The organism is Arthrobacter echini, from assembly GCF_004803505.1.
GTDB classification, from domain to species: Bacteria; Actinomycetota; Actinomycetes; order Actinomycetales; family Micrococcaceae; genus Arthrobacter_D; species Arthrobacter_D echini.
Genome location: NZ_SSWH01000010.1, coordinates 20,961 through 44,010 on the forward strand (window position 1 = coordinate 20,961; position 23,050 = coordinate 44,010).

Genomic DNA, 23,050 nt, shown 5'->3' on the forward strand with positions numbered 1-23,050 from the left:
TCTGATTTGGCCCCACCCCCGGGTGGGGTCGTGCTGGCCGTCGTCGGGTGACGGCGGCCTGGTGCCGGCCTGGTGGGCCGGGGTCTAGAAGTCGGTGTTGGTCGCCAGGGGTGGCGGCTGATGGTCGTGGCGCGCCTGCCCGGGGGTGGTGCCCAGGGCGTCGGCGATCTGGTTCCAGTCGCGCTGGTCGGGGTCCATCTGGGCGATGGTGGTGGTGATCATCGCTTCGGCGGTGGCTGCGAGGCCGGACATGGCCTGGATGTAGGTCAGGTCGGTGTAGTCCCAGTCGCGGTCCTGGGCCAGCTGTTCGGCGGCGGTGATGATCGCGGCCAGGGCGTGTTCGTCGGTGAGAGGGTTGGGTCTCATGAGCGTTGCTCCTGGGTGGTGCGTAGTCGGTAGGAGGCGGTGCCGGTGTTGATGATGTGGGCGTTGAACGTCAGGCGGTCCACGACGGCCGCGGCCAGGCGGGGGTCGGTGAAGGTGGCACCCCATTCGGAGAAGGGAGCGTTGGTCGCGCAGGCGATCGAGGCGCGTTCCTCTCGTTCGGTGATGATCTGGAACAGCAGCTCGGCCCCGCGCGCGTCGAGGCTGACGTAGCCCAGCTCGTCCAAGCAGAGCAGGTCCAGGCGGGCGTAGCGTCCGATCAGGCGGGAGAGCTGGTTGGTGTCAGCGGCTTCGGTGAGTTCGTTGACCAGGGCCGCGGTGGTGATGTAGCGCACTCGTCGGCCTTGCTCGGCCGCAGCGGTGCCCAGGCCGATCAGGAGGTGACTCTTGCCGGTGCCGGAGTCTCCGAGCAGGACCAGGGGCTGACCGGCATCGATCCAAGTCCCGGTGGCCAGGTGAGCCAGTGTCGCCGGCGGCAGATCGGGCATGACGGTGGTATCGAAGTCCTCCAGTCGTTTGGTGCGGGGGAACTTGGCCTCCTTGACTCGCCGGGCCCGGCGGCGACTCTCACGGTCGTCGCACTCGACGGCCAGGACCTCGGCAAGGTAGGCGGTGTGGGTCAACCGTTCCCGGGCCGCGGCCTGGGCCAGCTCGGTGGCCTGGGTACGGATCGTGGGCAGGAACAGTGTCTTGCAGGCCGCGGTGATCGCTGCCTGAGCGGCGGCCTCGCTCATGGCCGTGACGGCCGGCGCCGGGGCGCTCATCCTCGCACTCCGGCCAGGAGCGTGTCGTAGAGGGCCAGCGAAGGCGCCGGACGGTCATCCAGGAGCGCGGCGGGTGGAGCGCTGGCGGGAAGCGCCACCGCCGCCGCGGCCGGAGCCTGGGCCTGGGTCAGGCGGCGGGCCTCGACGGCGACCAGGTCGGGGTCGTAGCGGCCCATAGCCACCGCGCCCTCCAGTGCCGCGATGATGCCCGCGGCCCGCTGGGTGCGGTGCAGCAGCAACACCCCCACCAGTGCTCGAGTCCCTGCCCCGTCGCCTAGGTCCTTGCGGGCCGCGTCCCAGAAGCGTTGATGGGACGCGGTGAATCCGCCACCGGCTCTGGCGGCGGCCAGCGCCGTGGATCCGGCCAGCGCCCCGGGCTTACGGGCCAGAACCTCCAGATAGTGGTCCAGGACCAGGTCCTCACTGAACTTGTGGATCGATCTGACGTGACGAGCGACCACGACCCCGTCGGCCACAGCGACCACGGTGGTGGCACCGAGCTTGACCCGCAAGCGCCGACCGGCGAAACGCGCTGGCACCGAGTAGTAGGACTGGCGCACGCAGACCCGCGCCCTGGCATCGACCCGGCAGGACAGCGAGGCTGCCGGGTCGAAGACCTCCTGCGGCAACGCCCGCAGCCCGGGCAGCTCGCGCGCGGCCGCCGCACCGACGGTCTCGATCCGCCCGGTGATCCGTCGCGCGTCGTCCTTCGCGTCGGCGAGAGCCATATACGAGTTGAGCTCGGCGAGGTCGGCGAAGTCGGGGACCGGGACCAGGTGACGACGCCGGAACCGGCCCACCTCGCCCTCGACCCCACCCTTCTCATGGGCGCCCTCCAGGCCCGGCAGACAGAAGAAGGAATCGAACCCGTAGGTCGAGCGCAACGCGATGAATCGCGGATTCTCGATCCGTTCACGGCCCAGCACCACCCTAATCACCGCCGCGGTCAGGTTGTCATACCGGATCATCCCAGTCGGGATCCCGCCCAGACGCTCGAATGCTTGCACGTGACCATCGAGGAAGGATTCCTGAGCCTGATTCGCGTAGGCGATATGGACGGCCTTGCCCGAGTGGGACAGGCGCAGCACGAACATCCACAACTTCATCACCACCCCACCGATCATGGCCTGGAACTCCCCGAAATCGACCTCGGCCTCCTCGGCCGGGCCATGGGCCTGGGGCACCTTGACCTGCAGCGACTGATCGAAGATCTCCCGCCGCAACTCACCGACCAGGGCCCGCACGCTGGACTCCGCCACCTCCGCCCCTTCCTCCTCGACCAGCCGCTGCCACACCCGACGAGCGGTATGACGCTGCTTACGGTGGACCTCCTCGTCCGCGACCAACCAGCCGCGCACCGTGGCCACGTGCTCGCCCAGGACCGGCGCCTCTCGGTCGGGAACCTTGCGCGGCGGTGGTGTCGCATCGGCCAGTGCCTGACGCACCGTTCGCCGGTGGACCTTGTACTTCTCGGACAACGCCCGGATCGACATGTCTTCATCCCTCCGGTCTCGCCGGATACTCTCGAACTGCTCCACTCTCGACAACTCCTTCAATCGCCTCCACCGCTTCCGTGATCGTCTTGGTCGACATCACGAACGGTAGGGCTGGTAGGTCGAGGGTGGGGCCAAATCAGAGCATCAAAACCGCTCCAGGTGGGGCCACTTCAGAGTGGCACACTCAGAAGGGGTACGTCACGAACATGCCGGTCACGGTGATGCCCGCGCGTGAGGTCATCGCCTCCTACCACTGGCCGCGGCAAGTCGAAGCGTCCTTCCGGGTGAGCAAAACCGGCCTACGCGCCAGGCCGATGTTCCACCACGCCCTCGAGACCATCGAAGCCCACCTGTGCGTGGTCATCACGGCCCTAACGTCATCCCGCCACCTGCAAAACGTCACCGGAAGGAGTATCCGCAAGATCGTCCAGACACTCCGGCCGCTGCAGCAGATACTGTGAGCATCGCCGGACACCAGCAGACCGCCCCTGACCCTCTCACCAACCCGGCCCGCGAGATCCTCACCGCAACCGACACCGCGTGGCAGGCACACTAAACCGGCACGAGTCGGGACAGGAGCGCCCTGCCATCCCTCCGAACTGGACGTGCGGCTTCTAGCGCATCCGGCTCTCCGCATGCTCATGCCGTGGCTGCTTGTCCCCTGAGGTCCGAAGAGCTGATTATCGGGTTGCCAAAGCTTTGTTCTACGATGTGTAGAAGTACAACTTCTACACATCGTAGAAACCAAGATGCCGGCCTGAGTACCATGTATTTTCTTCTGCGCCGGCTTGATGAGGGGCTGCTGATGGAAGCGTTGGAACTTGCCCGCTGGCAATTCGGTATCACCACGGTGTACCACTTTCTGATGGTGCCGTTGACGATCGGGCTTGGCCTGGTGGTAGCGATTATGCAGACGATGTGGGTGCGCACGGGAAAAGCGCAGTATCTGCGAATGACCAAGTTTTGGGGCAAGCTGTTTCTGATTAATTTCATCGTGGGTGTCGCGACGGGCCTGGTTCAGGAGTTTCAGTTCGGCATGGCCTGGAGTGAGTATTCCCGTTTCGTCGGCGATGTTTTTGGAGCACCGCTGGCGATGGAGTCGCTCCTTGCGTTCTTCGTGGAGTCGATTTTCTTGGGTCTGTGGATTTTCGGTTGGGATCGGTTGCCGAAGAAGCTCCACCTGGCGACGATCTGGGCCGCTAGCAGCGCGTCCATCATGTCGGCGTATTTCATCCTTGCCGCCAATTCGTGGATGCAGCATCCGGTTGGCGTTGAGATGATTGAGGGACGCCCGGTTCTGGTTGATATTTGGGCCGTGCTGACGAACAACACCCTGCTGGTGGCCTTTCCACACACTATTTTCGGCGCTTTCTCAGTCTCGGGCGGTTTCCTGCTCGGCATCAGTTGGTACCACTTGTGGAAACGCCGTCGTGATGGGATCGACACGGTTGAAGCCGACGGCAAGGTCCTTGTGGGCGACGTCGAAAGTACCGGCCGGGACAGGACGGACTATCAGGTCTGGCTCCAGTCGCTACGAATCGGCGCTGTCATTGCCATCTTTTCCTTCGCCGGTGTGGCTGTCACCGGTGATCTGCAGGCCAAGCTGATGTTCGAACAGCAGCCGATGAAGATGGCCGCCGCGGAAGCTGCCTGCCACGACGGCACCGGATTCTCCGTCCTGTCGCTGGGTAATCCGGGCTCCCAGGACTGCGATGACATCGTCGCCGTCGTCGAGGTTCCCGGCATGCTCTCGTTCATGGCCAACGGTGACTTCAACACCGAGGTCAAGGGCGTCAATTCTCTGCTTCCCGAGTATCAGGAAAAGTTCGGCACCAACCTGCCCGATGATCCGATCTACGGCGAACGTGCCGGCAGCGAGATTGACTACGTTCCGGTCATGGAGGTCACCTATTGGGGTTTCCGGATCATGATTACCTTCGGTGTACTGGCTGCCTGCGCCGCCGCCGTCGCATTGTTGATCGTGCGCAAGGGAGCGGTGCCGGAGTCGAAGTGGCTGATGCGCCTGGCCGTCTTCGGCATCCTGGCTCCGTTCGGCGCGAACGCCGCCGGCTGGATCTTCACGGAAATGGGCCGCCAGCCCTTCGTGGTCGCTCCGAACCCGGATCCGAACGGCATCGACAACGTTTTCATGTTCACGGCCGCCGCGGTGTCTCCGGGCGTCTCGGTGGGCGAACTGGCGGCATCGCTGATCACTTTCACCGCCATCTACGGAATCCTGCTGGTGGTAGAGGTCAGGATGCTGTTCACCTATGTCCGCGGCGGGGTGCCCTCGGCCATGCCCGAACTGCTGCATAACCACAACGGCAGGGACGACGACGGTGCTTCCGACGGGAAGGATGAGGGCGATGTGCTGGCCTTCGCCTACTGAGATGAGAACACCCGCAGCGACCGCTACGCACCTCGAACACCGGGAGAACTGAGTTGGAATTCCTGCCCACGCTGTGGTTTGTGATTATTGCCTACCTATGGACCGGCTACCTGATGCTGGAAGGTTTCGACCTCGGCGTCGGCATGCTGATGAAGTTGACAGCCCGGAGCAATCAGGAACGGCGGGTACTGCTCAACACTGTCGGACCCGTGTGGGACGGTAACGAGGTGTGGCTAATCACTGCCGGGGCCGCGACGTTCGCGGCCTTTCCGCTCTGGTACGCGTCCCTGTTCTCCACGTTGTACCTGCCCCTGCTGCTGGTGTTGGTCGGGCTGATATTCCGGGCCGTCGCGTTCGAGTATCGCGGGAAGGTGGACTCTGATTCCTGGCGGAATCGTTGGGATTGGGCCATCGCGCTGGGGTCCTTCGTCTCCGCTTTCGGCGTCGGTGCTACCCTCGCGCTGACCACGACCGGCCTGCCGATCAACGCCAACGGCGACCGGGAAGGCGGTGCCTTTGCCTGGCTGAACGGCTACGCGTTGCTGGGCGGCTCCGCCGTCGTACTGTTCTGCCTCATTCACGCCTCGGCGTTTTTGGTGCTCAAGACCGACGGTGACATCCGTGCCCGTTACCGAGGGCTGCTGCTGCAGTACCTACCGGTGGGGCTGTTGCCCATGGGGGGCTGGGCCATCACAGTGCACCTGAGCGGTGGCAAGCCGCTCACCTGGCTGACCCTGGCAATTGCGGTCGCGGGTGCTATTTTTGCGTGGGTGATGGCCGCCCGGGAACGGGACGGGCTGAGCTTCCTTGGGATGGCCGTTTTCCTCACTGCGGGCACCACCACCATCTTCACTTCCATTTTTCCGGTGGTGTTGCCCTCGACGCTGGACCCCGCGTTCAACCTGACCGCAGCAAACGCATCCTCGTCGGATTACACGCTTTCGGTGATGAGCGTGGTCGGGTTGATCGGCCTGCCGGCAGTACTTCTTTATCAGGGCTGGACCTATTGGGTTTTCCGCCAGCGCGTGCGCGGTGATCGGATTCCCCAGGCCCACTCGGTGACCATCCAGTGAAACCCGCCCTGCCGGTCAGCATGGCCAGCAAGCGCGCCCTGTATCTCCTCGGCCTGCTCGTCGCCGGTAAGGCCGTCGGACTTGTCCTGATAGCCCAGGCCGTCGCATCCGGGATCGCGTCGCTGGCTGCCGGGCAGCTGGACTGGCCGTCGCTACTGGTTGAAGGTGTCGGAGGGGCGGTCCTTCGCTCGGTGGCCATCTGGGGCCAGGAATCTGTTGCGCAACGGGCAGCGGCTGGAGTGAAGGAGGAACTGCGCGGTTCTGTCGTTACCCGGGTCATGGACGACGGCGGCACGGCGGCCGGTCACGGTACCGGTGCCTTGAGCGTGCTGGTCACCCGGGGGCTGGACGGGCTGGATAATTACTACTCGAAATACCTTCCGGCGCTGGTGTCCTGCGCTGTCGTTCCGTTGCTGGTTGGTGTTCGCATCCTGGCCGCGGATTGGATCACGGCATTGATTATCGTGCTGACCGTGCCGCTGGTGCCGGTGTTCATGATCCTCATCGGGCTCCATACCCAGGACAAGGCGCGGCAGGCATCGGCGTCGTTGAACCGGCTGTCCGACCATCTGCTCGAGCTGGCCCGCGGGCTGCCGGTGCTGGTGGGGCTGGGCCGGGCCAGCGCCCAGACCCGAGCGCTGCGCGACGTCGCGGAACAGTACCGTTCCCGCACCATGGAGACACTGAAAGTGGCGTTCTTATCCTCACTGGCGTTGGAATTGATCGCCACCATTTCGATTGCTGTCGTGGCAGTGTTCATCGGCATCCGGCTGCTCAACGGTGACATGAGCCTGGAACTCGGACTGCTGGCGTTGATCCTGGCACCGGAGTGCTACCAGCCGCTGCGCGATCTGGGAGCGGCCCACCACGCCAGTGAAGACGGCCTGGATGCGCTGGAACGGGCCCGCCAGGTGACCAGCGCGCCCCCGGTGCGCAGACTGCTGGCCGATGAAGGCCGGACAGAGCAGAGACGGACGATGGCCGTCCGCGGATTAACAATCGGTTATGAGGGTCGCGACGGCGACGTCGTGGAGAATCTGGACTTTACCGTCGCGGCGGGAACAATTGCCGCCCTGTCCGGGCCGAGCGGCAGCGGTAAAACCTCAGTGCTAGAAGTACTGGCCGGGCTCCGGGGCCATGGATCGGCCACCCGCGCCCGCGGCACCATCACCGGGATCGATTCGAGCACGATCGCCTGGATTCCCCAGCATCCTGTTCTTACTGCCGAAACGGTGGCCGAAGAGATTGGACTTTACTCGGGATTGGGGAGTGGCGCCGAGCGCCGGGACGCTGCCCGGCGGGCGCTGGCACAGGTGGAATCGGCCCATCTGCTCGATGCGAACAGTGGAGAGCTTAGTCCCGGCGAGCTGCGCCGTGTTGCCGTGGCCAGGGCGCTGGCCAGAATTGAAAACACGGAGGTGACACTGCTCCTGGCCGACGAGCCGACCACGCACCTGGATGACTTCAGTGCCCGCGCCATTGAAGCAGCGCTCTCGCGACTGCGCGGGCGCGTCACGGTGGTGCTCGTGGCCCATAATCCCGAAACTGCGGCCCTGGCCGACCAGGTCATTAAGGCCAACGGACGCTCCGTTGATGCATCGGACAATATGTTACTGACAGCCGCGCCAGCGCACAGCGGAACGATTGCCGCCACCGGGGACCCTGGACCCGGCGATGCCGGGCAACCGATGTCTCCAGGGGACAAGGGAGAGCCGTCCGTCCGGCAGTCTTTGGGGCGGAACGTGGCCATGTTGCGGCCGTGGAGCACGCGGTTCATGGCCGCATTGTTCCTAGGCACCGGTGCCGCCCTGTTCGCTGCGGCATTGACCGCACTGTCGGGTTGGCTGATTGTGCGGGCTGCTGAGCAGATTCCGATTCTGTACCTGTTGACCGCGATTGTGGGGGTGCGCTTCTTCGGTGTTGGCCGCTCGGTGCTGCGCTACTGTGAGCGGCTGCGCCTGCACGAGGCCGTCTTTGAAAGCACCAACGCATTGCGCTTGAGGCTGTGGAATGGGCTGCTGCAGCGTCCGGCCGCCTGGCGGAGGCTGGCCCGCGGCGGCGGGGTGCTGGAGAAGTTGGTGGGTGACGTCGATGAACTGCGCGACCTCGCTCCACGGGCCGTATTTGCCCCGCTGGTTGGCATCCTGACCGCTATTGCAGCTTTAGTCACCACGGCGCTGTTGCTTCCTGCAGGATTCCTTTGGCAACTGGCGGTGGCTGCGGTGTGCCTGGTGGCGGCCCCCGGGCTTGCCCTGGCCGCCGATAGGACGGCCCGGCGCAGCAGCGTGGGCTTGAAAGCGCGAATGTTGAACGCTACGTCGCGGATGTTGACGGCGGCTCGGGACCTGACCGCCAATAGGGCAGCAGAGGCCGTCCGTGCCGACGTCGGCCGGCTCGACGAAGCCATGACCGCCAGATTGCAGCGCAGTGCGTGGGCACAAGGACTGGCCAACGCACTGACCGCTCTGGCATGCTCGCTGGGCGCCCTCGTGATGCTCGCTTCCGCTGACGGGGTGCGTCCCGCTGTGGCCGCCGTCGTCATCCTTCTGCAGCTGGCCCTGATTGAGCCATTTACCGCCGTCAATACAGCCGTGCAGCAGTTCTCGGCCTGGAGAGCTCTCGGGGATCGGGTACTACCGGAACTGGGCACCCCCGGTCTCCACTCGGAAGAGGCACCATCTTCGACACCGGTCGAGACCATAGAGCTCCGCGACGCCAGTTACAGCTATCCGGGACAAAGCTCCACGGTGTTTTCCTCGCTCTCGCTACAGCTCAGACGTGGAGAATGGCTGGCCGTGACCGGGCCCTCCGGCAGTGGAAAATCCACCCTGCTCGGTGTCCTGCTCGGCTTCCTGCCTCTCGTGCATGGGAACTACCTCATCAACGGCCAACCGGCAGAAACCGGCGTAGCTCCACGGATCGCATGGTGCCCGCAGGAGGCGCACCTATTCCAGTCCAGCATCCGTGCCAATCTGGTCCTGGCCCGCAGTGCGGAAGATCCACCGAAGGACTACGAACTCCACCTCGCGCTGGAGCGGGCAGGCCTCGGAAACTTTGTCCGAGCGCTCCCTGATGGCCTGGAAACAAAAATCGGGCCCGGCGGAACCCGGCTCTCCGGAGGCCAGCGCCAGCGGCTCGCTGTGGCCCGAGCACTGCTCACAGAGGCCGACGTCGTACTCCTTGACGAGCCAACCGCCCACCTTGACCGAGTGGCCGCACAACAACTGCTCACCGATCTGCGCCACGGCCTAACCAGCAAACTGGTAGTGGTGGTGACCCACAACCCCGATGATGCCACCGTGTGCGATTTCCAACTGGAACTTTGACGGCTCTTCACGAACGAGGGATGGGGGACTGTCCTGAATTCGGTGTTTCTGGCCTGACACGTCGGGCGTGAGTCTGGCGGGGAAGGTGCCGTGATGACGACACTGGATGCTGTGAAGAGAAACAAGCCGGAGCTCTCTGCGGAGGAGCTAGCTGCTAAGGAACTGGTCCGGATGGCGGCCGAGCGGGGCCTGTCCCTGACCGGTCCCGATGGGCTGTTAAAGCAGTTCACGAAAACGGTCCTCGAGACGGCGCTGAACGAGGAAATGACCGAGCATGTCGGTCATGAGAAACACCACGCTGAACCCGATCGTGGGACCTCGAATGTCCGGAACGGGTCCCGGTCGAAAACGGTCCTGACCGAGGCGACGGGGCATGTCGAGATTGACGTTCCGAGGGACCGGGATGGGACGTTTGAGCCGGTTATCGTGAAGAAGCATCAACGCCGCCTCACCGGCGTCGATGAGATGGTCCTGTCCCTCTATGCCCACGGGCTGACGACCGGGGAGATCAGTGCGCACTTCGCGCAGATCTATGGAGCGCAGGTCTCAAAGGAGACGATCTCGAGGATCACCGACAAGGTATCCGAGGAGATGGCGAGCTGGGCGAATCGTCCTCTCGATAGCGTCTACGCGGCGATCTTCATCGTCCCCCACTTCGTGGGAGGTGCCCCCATCGATCGTGGTCAAGATCCGCGACGGTCAGGTCGCGAATCGACCCATCTATGCCGCGATCGGGGTCTCCCTGGAGGGCGAGAAGGACGTGCTGGGCTTGTGGGCTGGGACCGGTGGTGAGGGGGCGAAGTTCTGGATGGGCGTCCTGACTGACATCAAAAACCGCGGTGTTCAGGACACGTTCTTCCTCGTCTGCGATGGCCTCAAAGGTCTGCCGGAAGTCGTGTCGAACGTGTGGCCCCTCACCACCGTTCAAACCTGCATCATCCATCTGATCCGCAACACGTTCCGGCTCGCGTCGAAGAAGGACTGGGACGCCCTCAAGAAAGACGTCCGCCCGATCTACACGGCCCCGAACGCGGCCGCAGCAGAAATGGCACTGGAGGAGCTCAAGGAGAAATGGGGCCGGCAGTACGGGGCGATCATCCGGTTGTGGGAGAACGCGTGGGAAGAGTTCACACCCTTCCTCTCCTACGACGTTGAGATCCGTACCGTGATCTGCTCCACGAACGCGATCGAGTCCCTCAACGCGCGCTACCGGTGGGCCGTGAGAGCCAGGGGACACTTTCCAACCGAGGCCGCCGCGCTCAAGTGCCTCTACCTGGTGACCCGGTCCCTTGACCCGACAGGTGCGGGCAGGACACGCTGGACAGTGCGGTGGAAGCCGGCCTTGAACGCGTTCGCGATCACCTTCGCCGACCGCTGGCCAGCAGCCGAAACCTACTAACCAAAAATGCCGGAAACACCGAAAACGTTACAGACCCAGGGATGCTCCTATATTCGTCAAGCGGCGGATTGAACCGTTGCCTGCTGTTCGAGGAGGGCCCGGTAGACGCTTAGGAACTCGCGATCGTTGAGGAGGCTTCTCTCGGCGCAGGAGCGCTTGGCGATGCTGCATCCCATGGTGTCTGCGGCTTGGGTGAGTGTGTAACCGGATTGGAGCCGCAACTGGCGCAGCTGGGCGGGGTCGATGTATGCAGGAGGGGTTGTGAGCAGGTGGTAGATCTCTCGGGCGATTGCTCGTTTGAGGCACCGCAGGATGTCTTTGGGTGATTTGCCTTCGCTCCTGCGCTTGGCTGCGTACGCACGAGTCCTCGGGCAGACGTGGAGGCGCACGAGTTGCGTCCCGCATAGTGGTGTAGCGGTTGCTGGGTTCGTCGTGGTGGTGGACATGAAAGCGGTCACCGCGTGATCCTTCGAGGACACTCTCACATCACACTCGAAAGGCATCATCACGATGACCGGTTCGAAGGACCCCTCACGGTCTCGGAGCACCTCGATCCCCACGGGGCCGATCTCGGTGAGCGCGGTCTTCGGTCTCGTGCCGTTACGCACGTTCTCCGCGATCGGCACCTCAACATGCTCATAGCCCAGGTGCTCCGTCGGTTCCGCCTCGAGCGCTGTCCCCAGCACATTCTTCGTCAGCTGGTTCAGCAGCCCACCGGGGCCGAGCAGGCTCACAACCCGTTCCCTGTCCTGGACGAGCTGTCGCTCGGCGAGTTGTTTCTGATCAATGATCTTCCCGGTCACAGAATCAATCATCGCCTCTGTTACCTCGGTCGTGTCAGTCACGGCCGTCCTCCTTTCGGATCGGACCGGACGCTCACACACCGTTTTTCTTACAGTACCGAACGGAGCGATCAGGACCTGTCCGTTTCTGCCGAACCGTTCGGCACCCATCCTGCGCTGCGCCTGAGTATCTCGGATGCGCAACGGATCTGGGTCCGACGGCCCTTAGATGCGGTCGCCTGCTGAACAAGACCGCTGCCTGTCCTGCGCTTAGCAGTGGTCGTGGCGGCCTGTGGCTGGCTCGAGTTGCAGGGTGGAGTGTCGGATGTCGAAATGCTCGCTGATACAGGAGTTGAGCTCGGCGAGGATTTTTTCGGCGCGGCCGCTGGAGAAGGCATCAGTGTCGAGCTGTACGTGCGCGGTCAGTGCCGGCAGGCCCGAGGTGATCGTCCAGGCGTGCAGGTCGTCCACGAGGACGACCCCGGGTACTTCCTCCATATGGCGGCGTACCTCGGCGAGATCGGTTTCCTCCGGCGTCGACTCCAGGAGCACCAGAACGACCGCCTTGAGGAGGCTGTAAGCGCGGGGGAGGATCAGGATTCCGATAGCGATGCTTGCCAGGCCGTCGGCGCGTGCGAACCCGGTGAACTGGATGACGAGTGCTGCGACGATCACAGCAATCGATCCGAGCATGTCGCCCAGGACCTCGAGGTACGCGCCACGGACGTTGAGGCTTTCCTTCTGCCCGCCCATGAGCAGCCGCAGGGCAACGAAGTTCGCGATCAGCCCCAGAGCCGCCGCGATCAGCATGATGGGGGCTTCGACCTCAACCGGTGCAAGGAAGCGCTTCGTTCCTTCGACCAGCATCAGGACGCCGATGACACCGACGACGAGGCCGTTGAGGAGGGCGGCGAGGACCTCCACCCTCTTCCACCCGAAGGTGCGGCGTTCCGTTGCCGGACGCGCCGATAGCCAGGTGGCGAAGATGGCGATAGCGAGGCCGAAGGAGTCGCTGAGCATGTGACCGGCGTCAGCTAACAGGGCCAGGGACCCGGACACCACGGCGCCGATCACCTCGATCAGCATGACCGAAAGAGTGATGGCCAAGGCAGCTACGAGCCGGCCCCGATGGGCGCCTCCCGCTGTCAGGCCATGGGAGTGTCCATGCCCGCCGCCGGCACTCTTACCGCCGCTGCCAGCAACACCCCGGTCATCGTCGTCACCGGCATGGCCGGACTGACTGCCATGTCCGGCGCTCACGCCGACACCACAGGACCCTTGAGAGCGGCTTCTCCTGTCGAACGGCGCCCCATGGACCCCGTATCCCCGATAGGTGTCAGCGGGGTGTCGTTGTGGTGACCCTGGTGGGCGGGGTCCTGCTCTCCCGGGGTGACGAGGCGTTCACCGGCGTGCAGGAGATCATCGAGGCCGGGGTGGGCCAGCCGGTACAGGGTTGCTCGCCCGTCGGGAGTCGCCGCGACCAACCCCGCGACTTTGAGCAGTGCCAGATGTGCCGAAACGGTCGATTGAGATAGACCGAGATGCGCCGAAAGCTCACCGACCCGATGCGGGCCGTCGGCTAGGCAGTGGATCAGTGTCAGCCGGGAAGGCTCTGACAGGGCCCGGAAGATGCGGGCTACATCCTCGTGTTGGTGCAGCTCATAATTGATCGCCATATAACGTTTATATCGTTAAGCGACGATGATAACAAACTAGGTTCCGTTATCCTGCAGGTTTCGCCCGAGCTGGGTCGGCGATCTGTTGTAGCAGTCGGTCCTTGAGCTTTCGTCGCAAGCGCCGGCGGGCCAGAAGCGCGGTGAGGGCGGCCGCCCAGTCGATGCCCAAGCATGCCAATGCGGCATTGAAAAGGGTGGGAGCGGGAGAAGTCGCGGAGTTCATGTCGCTAAGGAGCAGTGGTCCGAAGTACCACAGGAGGAGAACGGCGCTGGCGAACGCTGCTGCGGCGGCGGTGAGCATCAGTGGCTGCCGGCGGGACCGCGTTCCATTGCTCGCCAGCCCGATGGGCAGCATAAGCAGGCCAATGAACGTGAGCACTGGGCCGAGCGCAAGGAAGGGGGAGGACAGTGCGCCGGTGAGCATCAGCAGCAGTGCGATGCCCACGATCCGGCGGTGGACCAAAGGCAGCCTTATAGCCCTCGGACCGGCAGTGAGCAGCGCCTGGGTAAGATGCGCGGTGATCTGGTGCTGACTCGGTAGTGGATGTGCGGAGGTGGGGGTGTTTTGTTTCGATGAGCTCCCAACGGCTAGACCTTTGGGAGGAAACGCCTGTGGAGGATCTGCCGGAACGATGGTGTCTTCGATGACGAGTGCGGGCAGGTTCTGGGGCACAGGCCTGGACGGGGTCTGCCGGGCGCCGATCTTCACGAGGGTGATATTGGCGTAGGGCGCCAAATCTGTCAGAGACCGTTCGGTCCGTTGTTGGAGCTCCGCCATTGCGGGGTCGGTGTGGGAGAAGAGGAGTTCAATGTTCACGGGGTGAGTGACCTTCAGGCAGTGATGCGGGTGGGGGAGCGCTGCGCGCTGATCGTCAGGGGAGGGGACTCTGACGCCGGCTTCGCGCTTCCGTAAAGGGGCGAAGCGAGAGGCAGGCGCCAGAGATCAATTGAGTGGGCTTCCTAGCGTTTGTTCAGCTGGTGTCGGGCGAGTAGCGCCAGGATGACAGCGATGAGGACGCCGCCGATGGCCAGGTAGATGACGAAGTCCGGCAACCTGGTGGAGGAACCGGCAGGGTCGTCGGCCTGTGGTGACGAGGAAAGAACATCTTCGGTCGCTGCGCCTGGGGTACTTGGTTCACCTGTAGGTGATTCGACACTGCCACTGGATCCGGTTTGAGCGGCATTGCTTGTAAAGGAGTAGGTCCCTTCGATGGGGTGGTCATCGGAGGACACCACCCGCCATCGCACGGTGTAGGTGTCAGCTGGCGCACCTGCTCTCAGGGGTTGAATCGCCGTGTTGTTCACCACCCGAGCGGAACCTTCTGACCAGTTGTTGCCGGAGCTATCAGAGACGATGATGTCTACTCCGATACCAGAGGGCGGATTGGTGAAGGTGAGGACCACTTCAGCGGGCGCCACCTCGACGGTCGAGTCGGCCGCGGGGGAGCTGGTGGCGAGCCCATCGTGCGCCTTCGCTGCGCTGACCGGCCCCAGCAGCAGCAGGGTAGAGGCCAGGACGAGAGCTGCCATCCGTGCGAAGAATCCCGGTCGAGGGGCAGGGGCGGTGGTACGTGGTCGTGGTGTCATGACTGTTCCTTCCGTGCAGGATCAGGGTGGCTGCCGTTCTCGCGGCACCCACCCTGTTCTTGTGCGTCGTTAGTTCTGGCGCTGACCGCGGGTACGGGCAAGGGCCAGGGCGCCGACCAGGAGTCCCAGGACGCCGGCGCTTAGTCCGATCCAACCGAGGACGGTGCCCGAGGCGTCGGTCGTCGTGGCTGCCTGTTCAGGCTCGAGCTCGCTGGTGCCTGCCGCCGCTTCGTCGGTGGCTTCGGCGCTGGCCGCACCGTGGGAGTCTGTGCCCTCGGACGCAGTCGTGATGAAGGAGGGCGCCGGGTTCTCTGGTTCCTCCTCGCCTTCGATGGCCGGTTCGTCCCAGGCGCGTACGGTCCCATCTGCGTAGGACTGGGTGACGGGGAGCTCGACCGTGGTGCCGGCCTCCGGCAGTGTTCCTACGGAGAGCGAGAACGTCTGGTACTGCTGGGCGGTGAGCTGGTGCTCCTCGTCGTCGGCCGTCCAGATCACGGTCAACGGCGCTTCGGTCAGTGTCGCCCCGTCAACCTCGATCGACTCGGGCAGGTCACCCCGAATCACCTCGGAGGTCCACCCCTCGACGGGCTTCACACGCACGGAGGTGAAGGGTGTTTCGGTGGGAAGTGCGACCTCGATTTTGTTCGTGGTGGTGTCGGTCGACTCGCTGGGGACGCTGAACGTCAACTGCGAGTAGCCGCCTTCCGTCGTCGACGCCGGGTCGACGCTTACGTGGGCGGAAGCGGCGCCGGCGCCAGCGAGCAGCAGGCCCGACGTCGCAGCGAGTGCGGAGATACCGCGCAGAGTCCTGCGGGCCGGACGGCTAGCAGGCCCCGTCCAGTGCGCGGTGCCAGTGCCGGTAAAAGCAGCATCGTTGGAGGACGGGCCGGTGGGCAAGGGGGTGGTGCGTGAAGCGTGCATGGTGGTGTGCCTTTCGTGGGCCTCTGCGACAGGTCGGGTCGCGGGCGCTGAGCAGTGATGGTTGAAGGGGTTGCGCAGGCAACCGACCGATCACGTGTATGCGCGAACGATCAGCCGAGTGCCACTCTCCGGGGCGGGGAATGGTGGGGGGCCTCGTCGCACATCGCTCGGCACATTCCGTCGGGCGGGGGGAGCGACAGGCCGTTCGGCGTATTCGGCCAACTGTGGATACCCAATCACTGGCGCCGTTATGGGCAGCCCGATGGGGGGGCGCAGCCAGGCCAGGAGAGACCAGAAAGCGTCCTCACCGCGGGAGAGGACCCAGACCATCACGACGACGGCCAGCAGGTGTCCAATCACCATGACCGGAGTCGCACCACTGTCGACCAGGTGCGGGACAAGATGCCCGGACGTCGACTCGATGGGTGAGCACTGCATTACGGCGGCTGCATGATTCGCCACAACACCATGCACGCCCTGTGGTGCACAAGATGCCCGGCTCGAGAGCATCTCGAATGCATGATGCAACAGGATTTGACCGCCCCCAAGCAGACCACTTAGAACCGGGAGGGAAAGCCGGCGTCCTGCCAGAAAGGCAACTGGCATCAGGGCGAACAGTGCCAGCCCAACGAGCAGGGGCCACGCGGGCAAAGAACCTCGACCTGTTACATGCGCGCCGAGCGCGAGGGATGTCATACAGGACGTCACGATCATGGACCGGACAAAGCGTGCTGGAGCAGTGACCTGCATGCCGCCTTTCCTCCTCGTCCCCATCGCTCATTTTTGCCCTGTTGACACTACCGTCGCACCATTGCTGACCGGTGCTTTCTCTTCGTTCTCAACCGCGCCGCGGACCGTCCCTCAACGGCATAATCCAACCAGAAGCTGACGGTACCGGTGTGACCGGTATCGGCGTCTCGACGCCCCATCGACGCCCCATCGACGCGTCGACAGGTCAAGTATGTTCCTGACCCATGTGTCCCACCCACCATCGATACACATGACAATGTATTATTGGTGGTGTGAAAACCTTGCTGCAGTCGGCCGTACTCGCGAAGTTCGGCTACGCCCTGTCGGATCCGACCCGTGCGCAGGTGCTCTTAACCCTTCGGAAGGGGCCCGCCTACCCCAGCGACCTAGCCGAATTGGCTGGGGTGAGTCGGCAGAACCTATCCAACCATCTGACCTGCTTGCGCGGCTGTGGCCTGGTCGTCGCAGTTCCTGAAGGTCGGCGGGTCCGCTACGAGCTTGCCGACAGGAAACTCGGTGACGCCCTGACTGCCCTCTTGGACGTCGTCGCGGTTACTGATATCGAGTGCTGCTGCACCACTACAACGAATCACATCAATGAAAAGGCCTGCTGCTGATGAGCGCCCACACTCCATCCACCTCGGCGCACCCAGCACCCCCAGCGCCGACAGTGCAGCGGCGTGCGGTCCTGTCCCGGCGGATCCGACTCTTCGTCGCCGCGACCATCACCTATAACGTTATCGAAGCAATTGTCGCCATAAGCGCCGGCACTGTTGCGTCCTCGAGCGCTCTGATTGGGTTCGGTCTGGACTCCATCGTGGAGGTCCTCTCCGCGGCGGCCGTGGCTTGGCAGTTCGCCGGCCGCGACCCCGAAGCCCGAGAGAAGACTGCGCTGCGCCTGATCGCGTTCTCGTTCTTCGGGCTCGCCGCGTTCGTGACCCTCGATGCCATCCGGACCCTGCTCGGCGCATCCGATGTCCAGCACTCGTCGGTGGGGATCGTCCTCGCCGCGGTGAGCCTTGCCGTGATGCCGTTCCTGTCGTGGGCGCAGCGCCGGGCCGGACGGGAGCTCGGTTCACGCTCGGCTGTCGCAGACTCGAAGCAGACCCTGCTGTGCACCTATCTATCCGGGGTCCTGCTGGTGGGTCTGCTGCTCAACAGCATCCTCGGCTGGTCCTGGGCCGATCCGATCGCAGCCCTGGTTATTGCCGCCGTCGCCATCAAGGAAGGCCTTGAGGCGTGGAAGGGCGACTCCTGCTGCGCGCCGTCCTTTGAAACCCTCGACGACGAAAGCAGTGATACCCATGGGGGCACCCCAGACGGCGGTACGGACTCGTGCCGTAGCACCGACACCTCGACGGACTCAATCGCTGCGATGACGGGCACTTCCCTGGGGCTCTCACCGTTGATACTGGGAGTACGACCCGCAGAACCCGTTGCCATGGGAAGCCTTCCGGCAGGCACACCAGCAAACATGCCGTCAACGCCTGCGAAGGCATCCTGTACTTGCTGCACGCACGATTAGAACACGAAGCAAGCCCCGATTTACCCGGATCCACCCGGGTTCACCATGAGTTCCCCTGCATTCGGCGGGGAATGAGCAGGACCACGCAGTTCCATGACGAGGAGACACCATCGTGCCGACCCCTGCCCCCGCTCCAGTTAAGGCCCCTGACGCGAAAAGGGGCCTGAGCCTGCAGAACCGGATCGTGATCGGCCTACTCGCTGCCGTCGCCCTCGTCGTCGGTCTGCTGGTCCTGTTCAATGCTCTCAGTAAGGACAAGGGGCAGGCCTCGGGCACGATCACCGCAACGGCCGAGGTCGTCCGTGAGGACAGCCACCGGCTGTCCCAGGCACCGGAGGAGAAGGCCGTCCTGGTCGAGTTCCTCGACTTCGAATGCGAAGCCTGCCTCGCCGCGTACCCGGTCGTGGACGACCTCTCCGAGGAGTACGGGGAAAACCTGACCGTCGTCGCGCGATACTTCCCGTTGCCCGGGCACCGGAACTCTGAAACCGCGGCTGTCGCTGTCGAAGCCGCCGCGCAGCAGGGCAAGTTCAAGGAGATGCACGCCCGCATGTATGAGACGCAGAGCGAGTGGGGTGAAACCGATGAGGATCGGTCGCCGCTCTTCAGGGGCTACGCCGAGGACCTGGGCCTGGACATGGCCGCCTACGACGCGGCCATCGCTGATCCCGCAACGACGAAGCGCGTAACCATCGACAAGAACGACGGCATGGCCCTAAACGTCGAGGGAACCCCGACCTTTTTCCTCGACGGACGGAAAATCCAGCCTGCCACGATCGAAGAATTCCGCAGCCTCATCGAAACCGCCATCGCGGATTGACCTACCCTCACCGGCGAAAGACCGCTATGGCGCACCCAACAATCAATAACGCTCCATCAGACCAGAGATCTGCACGCGACGACGACGAATCGCTACCCGGCTTCACACGCAGGGTCCCGTTCGGAATCATACTCGTGGCCACCGGCGTCACCGGCTGGGTTGCTGCCGGCATCCTGATCCTCGAAAAGCTCGAGCTGTATCGGAACCCGGACCACGTCACGAGCTGCGACATCAACCCCTGGGTATCCTGCGGGCAGGTCATGGAAACCTGGCAATCCGAGCTCTTCGGCTTTCCCAACCCCTTCATCGGACTCGTCGGCTTCACGATCATCATCACCACCGGTATGGCCTTATTCGCCGGCGCCCAATTAAACCGCTGGTACTGGGCAGGCCTGCAGGTCGGCGTCACCCTCGGGGCGGTGTTCGCGACCTGGCTGTGGAGCCAAGCCCTGTTCGACATCTACATCCTCTGCCTCTACTGCATGATCGTGTGGGCGGCGATGATCCCCTTGTTCATCCTCACCACCGTTCGCAACCTAGTTCACGGCATCATTCCCGCACCGGTCTCATTCACCCGCGGGCTCGCGGCATGGACCGGACCGATCATTGTTCTCACCTACATTGCCGTCACCGCATCCGTGTTTTTCCGCTTCCTCCACGTCTTCACCTAGGTTTCTATAACCGGCTCTTCTTACTTGAGGTGGGGGTGGGCGAGTCCGCTGCCGATGAGGAGCATCCGCAACCGGTAGTTGTCGCGGTTGCGGAAGCCACGGGCGACGCGGCGGTGGAGCTCAATGAGTCCGTTCACGGCCTCTGTCCCGCCGTTGTTGGAGCGGTTGGTGGTGAAGTACGCCAGGAACGCCTCCCGCCACCGTTTCAAGGTCCTGCCGAGACGGGCGATCTCCGGGATCGGGCAGCTCGGGAAGGAGTCGAGGATCTGCTCGGCGATTCTTCGCCCTTGGTGCGGGTTGGGGTGCCGGTAGGCGGAGCGGAGCTGCTGGGCGCAGGACCAGGCGATATAGACGGGCAGGTGCGCGTCCTCGTTGGATGCGATCGCGGTATCGAACCTTGCGTTCTGTTTGTCGGTGAGCTTCTCGGCCCCAGCACGCAGGAGGTTCTGGATCCCGTAGAGCGGGTCGCCTTTCCTGCCCCGGTGTCCCAGGGTCTCTTGCTGGATCCGGCGCCGGCACTCGTCGACCGCAGCGGTCCCGAGTTTTACGACATGGAAAGCGTCCAGGACCGCGACAGCATCCTCGAGCTGGTCATCGATCGCACTCTTATAACCCTGGAACGGATCCAAAGCAGCGATCTTCACCCCCGCCCGGAAGACCTCGCCGCGCTCCGTGAGCCAGTCCGCGTAGGCCTTCCCCGAGCGGCCCGGCACCAGGTCCAGCAGCCTCGCGCGGACGCGACCACGCGCGTCACGGGTCAGATCGACCATGCCTGTGAGTTCTTTCGGGCCGCGCCCGCCCGCACTGACCGGCTTGGTGGAAACGTGGTGCCAGATGTGCTCATCGACCCCGAGGGTGGTGACGTTCTCGAACCTGGCCGGGTCAGCAGCCATCGCCTCGAGCAGCCCTCTGATGGAACGCCAGATGGTGCGCCATGTGGTCCCGAGCTGCCGTGCGAGGCCGGCCACGGAGGCGTGTTCGCGGCGTAGCTGGCCGATCGCCCACCAACACGCCCGCCTCGTGAGCAACGCCCGCGGGCCGGCGAGGTCCTCGTGCTGCTCGGTGAACGACCGCGTCGAGCACTGCTCTTGGGCGCATCGCCAGGTGCGTTTGCGCCAGATCAGCCGGACCGGCCGCCCGAAACACGGGACGTCGATCAGGCTGACATCGCGTCTGCCGTGGCTGTTCGCCACAACACCACACCCATGACAACCCACCGGGCTGACGGGTGATTCAACGATCGCCCGGACGACGCTGGCGTGCTCGCTGACGTCGATGACGTGGAACCCTTTAAGGCCCACCAGCAGATCACACCGCGAGCAGTAAAACGGCGAGGTAGGAGGCGATGCAGAAGATGGGCATGCTCGGTCGCACGCCGTAGGCTCGGACATTGTCGAGGCCTTTCCGGTCGGTCAGCTTAGTCACTGCCGATATTGGAAGGTCTCGACCTTTTCCGCCACTCACGCACTCACGCCGTGCCACCCGGCCACACCCACCTCAAGTAAGAAGAGCCCTATAACCGCTCCGGTACCACCCAGATCGCTCTCAGCCCAATAGTTGATGGAATTGAAAATAAACATGTCAGTACAGACAGCATCACTCCTCTGCGCAGCACTTCGTTCATAACCACTTATAACCAGCAATCACCCACCCGTGCGGCAACCCACGTCCTTGGAGCACCTGTATTCGCAGGTCCCGAACACTTTGTCTCACCCGCTAAGTTGACGAACAGATGGGGTCCTCCTTGGGGGACGCGGTCTAATCAGTGGCTCTCCGAACTGCTTCGGGTGCTGCCAGATTCATGGTCCGTGGCTGAAGGTGATGTGCCGCTTCATTGAGGTCGGCCGGGCTCGGGGCTGAGAGGCACCTCCTGGATCAGGGACGTTACTGTCCACCGGTAGAATGGGGGGAGACCAGCTCGTTAAAGACGAACGATGTAGCAGGAGCATTGGGAGAGCCATGCATCGGATGATGTTCTTGAACCCCTCTGCCGTTTCCTCGCCGGCCCGGTGGCACCTGCGGGTCCTCGTTCTCCTGCTGGGCATCACCATCCTGCACGTGTGGGCCGGCCCCGCGCTTTCCGACAGCAGTGGCGTACCCGTACAGCCTGCCTCCATGACGGCCATCTTGCAGCAGGAACCTTCCGCCCCCGCAGCCCCGATGCCTGCCGACGTCCTTCACCAGAGCCCGTCCCCTCTTACAGGGCAAAACTTGGGTCAGGACGCTCTCTTGGGAGATCTGTATGCTGCCGCTTGTCCCGAGGGGCATGTGGTTGCGACCACCTTGTGTTCGATGGTGCTCATAGTTGCTGGTCTTCTTGGCCTTTATTGTTTTCGCGCCATGTTCTTCCTACCCGGTAGTGACAGGCCGCGCGAGGTACAACCTTCGATTCCGGCCCCTCGGCACTCGGACGGCGTCTCCTTATTGCAACTGTCGATCAGCCGCATCTAGGATTCAGCGCTCCCCTCAAGCACACCCCACTCCTTCGCCACGGTTCACGACTGCCGGACGACTCCTATCTACTTCTCGCGCAGCGCTCTCACGCTTTCCTGCTGTGTGCTGTTGCGTTCCAAGGACCATAACTATGACCTCCACGCATCACCCTGAAACTCTCATCTGCCCGGCAATCACCACGGCCTGGCCGGTACATCACCGATGACCATCGGCGAATACTTCGCGGACGGCGTCCAGTCCGGGGCGCTGCTGGCCGCGATACCGCTGGCGATGATCGCAGGGCTCGTGTCCTTCCTCTCCCCCTGCATCCTGCCGCTCATCCCCGGCTATCTGGGCTACGTGTCTGGCCTGGCAGAACCAAGCCGACCGGACAACCGGCGCAGACTGCTGACCGGGGTGGCCCTGTTCATCCTCGGCTTCGCCCTCGTGTTCACCCTCTACGGTGCTGCGTTCGGTGTCATCGGTTCCTGGCTACTCCGCTGGCAGGACCCCCTGATCCGGGTTCTCGGCGTGTTCGTCATCGTGATGGGACTGGCTCTGATCGGCCAGCTATCATTCCTCCAGCGGACCGCCAAAATGTCGTGGCGGCCTCGCACCGGCGTCGCCGGTGCACCCCTGCTCGGTGTGGTCTTCGGTCTGGGCTGGACGCCCTGCATGGGCCCCACCCTGAGCGCAGTCCTGGCACTGAGCACCACCACCGGCACGGCGTGGCGTGGCGCGCTCCTCGGTTTCGTCTACTGCCTCGGCCTAGGCATACCGTTCATCCTCGTTGCGCTCGGAGTGCAATGGGTTACCACCGCGCTGTCTTTCGTTCGACGCCACATCCGCGTCTTCAACCTCATCGGCGGAGCCCTGCTCATCGCGGTTGGAGTCCTCATGGTGACCGGCCTCTGGATGCTGTGGATCTACCAGCTCCAGAACCTCGCAGGAACCTTCCTCACCCCCGTCTGATGCTTCCGCCGAACGCATCCCACCACCGCGCACACCACGATCGAGAAGAGATCTCCTCATGAGTGTTCCCACGTATACCGCC

17 protein-coding genes and 3 pseudogenes are annotated in these 23,050 nt (G+C 63.8%); 10 read left to right on the forward strand and 10 right to left on the reverse strand.

The window, feature by feature from the left end; genetic code table 11:
- Positions 1-84 precede the first annotated feature (84 nt).
- The 3 genes from E8P82_RS11485 to istA are packed head-to-tail and all read right to left on the reverse strand — an operon-like array spanning position 85 to position 2,695.
- Complete coding sequence (locus E8P82_RS11485) at positions 85-366, reverse strand: hypothetical protein (protein WP_136455031.1); 282 nt, start codon at positions 364-366, stop codon at positions 85-87.
- Positions 363-1,148, reverse strand: coding sequence for an IS21-like element helper ATPase IstB (gene istB / locus E8P82_RS11490; protein ID WP_136455032.1), 786 nt, complete (start codon positions 1,146-1,148; stop codon positions 363-365). Before istB ends, E8P82_RS11485 begins: the two co-directional genes overlap by 4 nt.
- Positions 1,145-2,695 (reverse strand): IS21 family transposase, encoded by a 1,551-nt coding sequence (istA, locus tag E8P82_RS11495; RefSeq protein ID WP_262364477.1) that lies wholly within the window; start codon positions 2,693-2,695, stop codon positions 1,145-1,147. Before istA ends, istB begins: the two co-directional genes overlap by 4 nt.
- Before the next feature lie 137 nt (positions 2,696-2,832).
- Here istA and E8P82_RS11500 point away from each other — a divergent pair.
- The 5 genes and pseudogenes from E8P82_RS11500 to E8P82_RS11520 all read left to right on the forward strand — a co-directional run.
- Positions 2,833-3,200 (forward strand): annotated as a pseudogene (locus E8P82_RS11500) (IS1634 family transposase); the annotation flags it as partial.
- Positions 3,201-3,449: 249 nt separating this feature from the next.
- The gene (locus E8P82_RS11505; protein WP_136455139.1) at positions 3,450-5,033 is read left to right on the forward strand and encodes a cytochrome ubiquinol oxidase subunit I; all 1,584 of its coding nucleotides are present in this window, start codon (positions 3,450-3,452) and stop codon (positions 5,031-5,033) included.
- Between the two features lie 53 nt (positions 5,034-5,086).
- Positions 5,087-6,106 carry a cytochrome d ubiquinol oxidase subunit II gene (gene cydB / locus E8P82_RS11510; RefSeq protein WP_136455036.1) on the forward strand — a complete coding sequence of 340 codons (1,020 nt, stop codon included), beginning with the start codon at positions 5,087-5,089 and terminating at the stop codon, positions 6,104-6,106.
- On the forward strand, positions 6,103-9,432 hold the full coding sequence (gene cydD, locus E8P82_RS11515; protein ID WP_246021297.1) for a thiol reductant ABC exporter subunit CydD: 3,330 nt from the start codon (positions 6,103-6,105) through the stop codon (positions 9,430-9,432). The genes cydB and cydD overlap by 4 nt, the downstream gene beginning before the upstream one ends.
- Positions 9,433-9,522: 90 nt before the next feature.
- Positions 9,523-10,831 (forward strand): annotated as a pseudogene (locus E8P82_RS11520) (IS256 family transposase).
- Positions 10,832-11,337: 506 nt separating this feature from the next.
- On the opposite strand, the pseudogene E8P82_RS15515 reads toward E8P82_RS11520, so the two are convergent.
- The 6 genes and pseudogenes from E8P82_RS15515 to E8P82_RS11550 form a co-directional block, all read right to left on the reverse strand.
- Positions 11,338-11,646: pseudogene (locus E8P82_RS15515) on the reverse strand (transposase); the annotation flags it as partial.
- 237 nt (positions 11,647-11,883) lie between these two features.
- Positions 11,884-12,762, reverse strand: coding sequence for a cation diffusion facilitator family transporter (locus E8P82_RS11530; protein WP_262364486.1), 879 nt, complete (start codon positions 12,760-12,762; stop codon positions 11,884-11,886).
- 107 nt (positions 12,763-12,869) lie between these two features.
- Positions 12,870-13,289: an ArsR/SmtB family transcription factor gene (locus E8P82_RS11535; RefSeq protein WP_136455039.1), complete on the reverse strand. Its 420-nt coding sequence runs from the start codon at positions 13,287-13,289 to the stop codon at positions 12,870-12,872.
- 46 nt (positions 13,290-13,335) lie between these two features.
- The gene (locus E8P82_RS11540) at positions 13,336-14,106 is read right to left on the reverse strand and encodes a hypothetical protein (protein ID WP_136455040.1); all 771 of its coding nucleotides are present in this window, start codon (positions 14,104-14,106) and stop codon (positions 13,336-13,338) included.
- A 143-nt stretch (positions 14,107-14,249) separates the two neighbouring features.
- Positions 14,250-14,876 carry a copper resistance CopC family protein gene (locus E8P82_RS11545; protein WP_136455042.1) on the reverse strand — a complete coding sequence of 209 codons (627 nt, stop codon included), beginning with the start codon at positions 14,874-14,876 and terminating at the stop codon, positions 14,250-14,252.
- A gap of 69 nt (positions 14,877-14,945) precedes the next feature.
- Positions 14,946-15,797 (reverse strand): YcnI family copper-binding membrane protein, encoded by an 852-nt coding sequence (locus E8P82_RS11550; RefSeq protein WP_136455044.1) that lies wholly within the window; start codon positions 15,795-15,797, stop codon positions 14,946-14,948.
- Positions 15,798-16,819: 1,022 nt separating this feature from the next.
- On the opposite strand from E8P82_RS11550, the gene E8P82_RS11555 reads away from it, so the two are divergent.
- The 4 genes from E8P82_RS11555 to E8P82_RS11570 all read left to right on the forward strand — a co-directional run bounded on the left by E8P82_RS11555 (position 16,820) and on the right by E8P82_RS11570 (position 19,563).
- Positions 16,820-17,164 carry an ArsR/SmtB family transcription factor gene (locus E8P82_RS11555; protein ID WP_136455045.1) on the forward strand — a complete coding sequence of 115 codons (345 nt, stop codon included), beginning with the start codon at positions 16,820-16,822 and terminating at the stop codon, positions 17,162-17,164.
- Complete coding sequence (locus E8P82_RS11560) at positions 17,164-18,072, forward strand: cation efflux transmembrane domain-containing protein (RefSeq protein ID WP_211096866.1); 909 nt, start codon at positions 17,164-17,166, stop codon at positions 18,070-18,072. The genes E8P82_RS11555 and E8P82_RS11560 overlap by 1 nt, the downstream gene beginning before the upstream one ends.
- A 112-nt stretch (positions 18,073-18,184) precedes the next feature.
- Entirely contained in the window at positions 18,185-18,892 is a 708-nt protein-coding gene (locus E8P82_RS11565; protein ID WP_246021303.1) for a DsbA family protein, read from the forward strand.
- A 134-nt stretch (positions 18,893-19,026) separates the two neighbouring features.
- Positions 19,027-19,563, forward strand: coding sequence for a vitamin K epoxide reductase family protein (locus E8P82_RS11570; protein WP_316245936.1), 537 nt, complete (start codon positions 19,027-19,029; stop codon positions 19,561-19,563).
- A gap of 20 nt (positions 19,564-19,583) precedes the next feature.
- On the opposite strand, the gene E8P82_RS11575 is transcribed toward E8P82_RS11570, so the two are convergent.
- Positions 19,584-20,870 (reverse strand): ISL3 family transposase, encoded by a 1,287-nt coding sequence (locus E8P82_RS11575; RefSeq protein ID WP_425456031.1) that lies wholly within the window; start codon positions 20,868-20,870, stop codon positions 19,584-19,586.
- Between the two features lie 1,348 nt (positions 20,871-22,218).
- Here E8P82_RS11575 and E8P82_RS11580 point away from each other — a divergent pair.
- Positions 22,219-22,968, forward strand: a complete 750-nt coding sequence (locus E8P82_RS11580; protein WP_136455048.1) for a cytochrome c biogenesis CcdA family protein — start codon at positions 22,219-22,221, stop codon at positions 22,966-22,968.
- Positions 22,969-23,050: the final 82 nt, after the last annotated feature.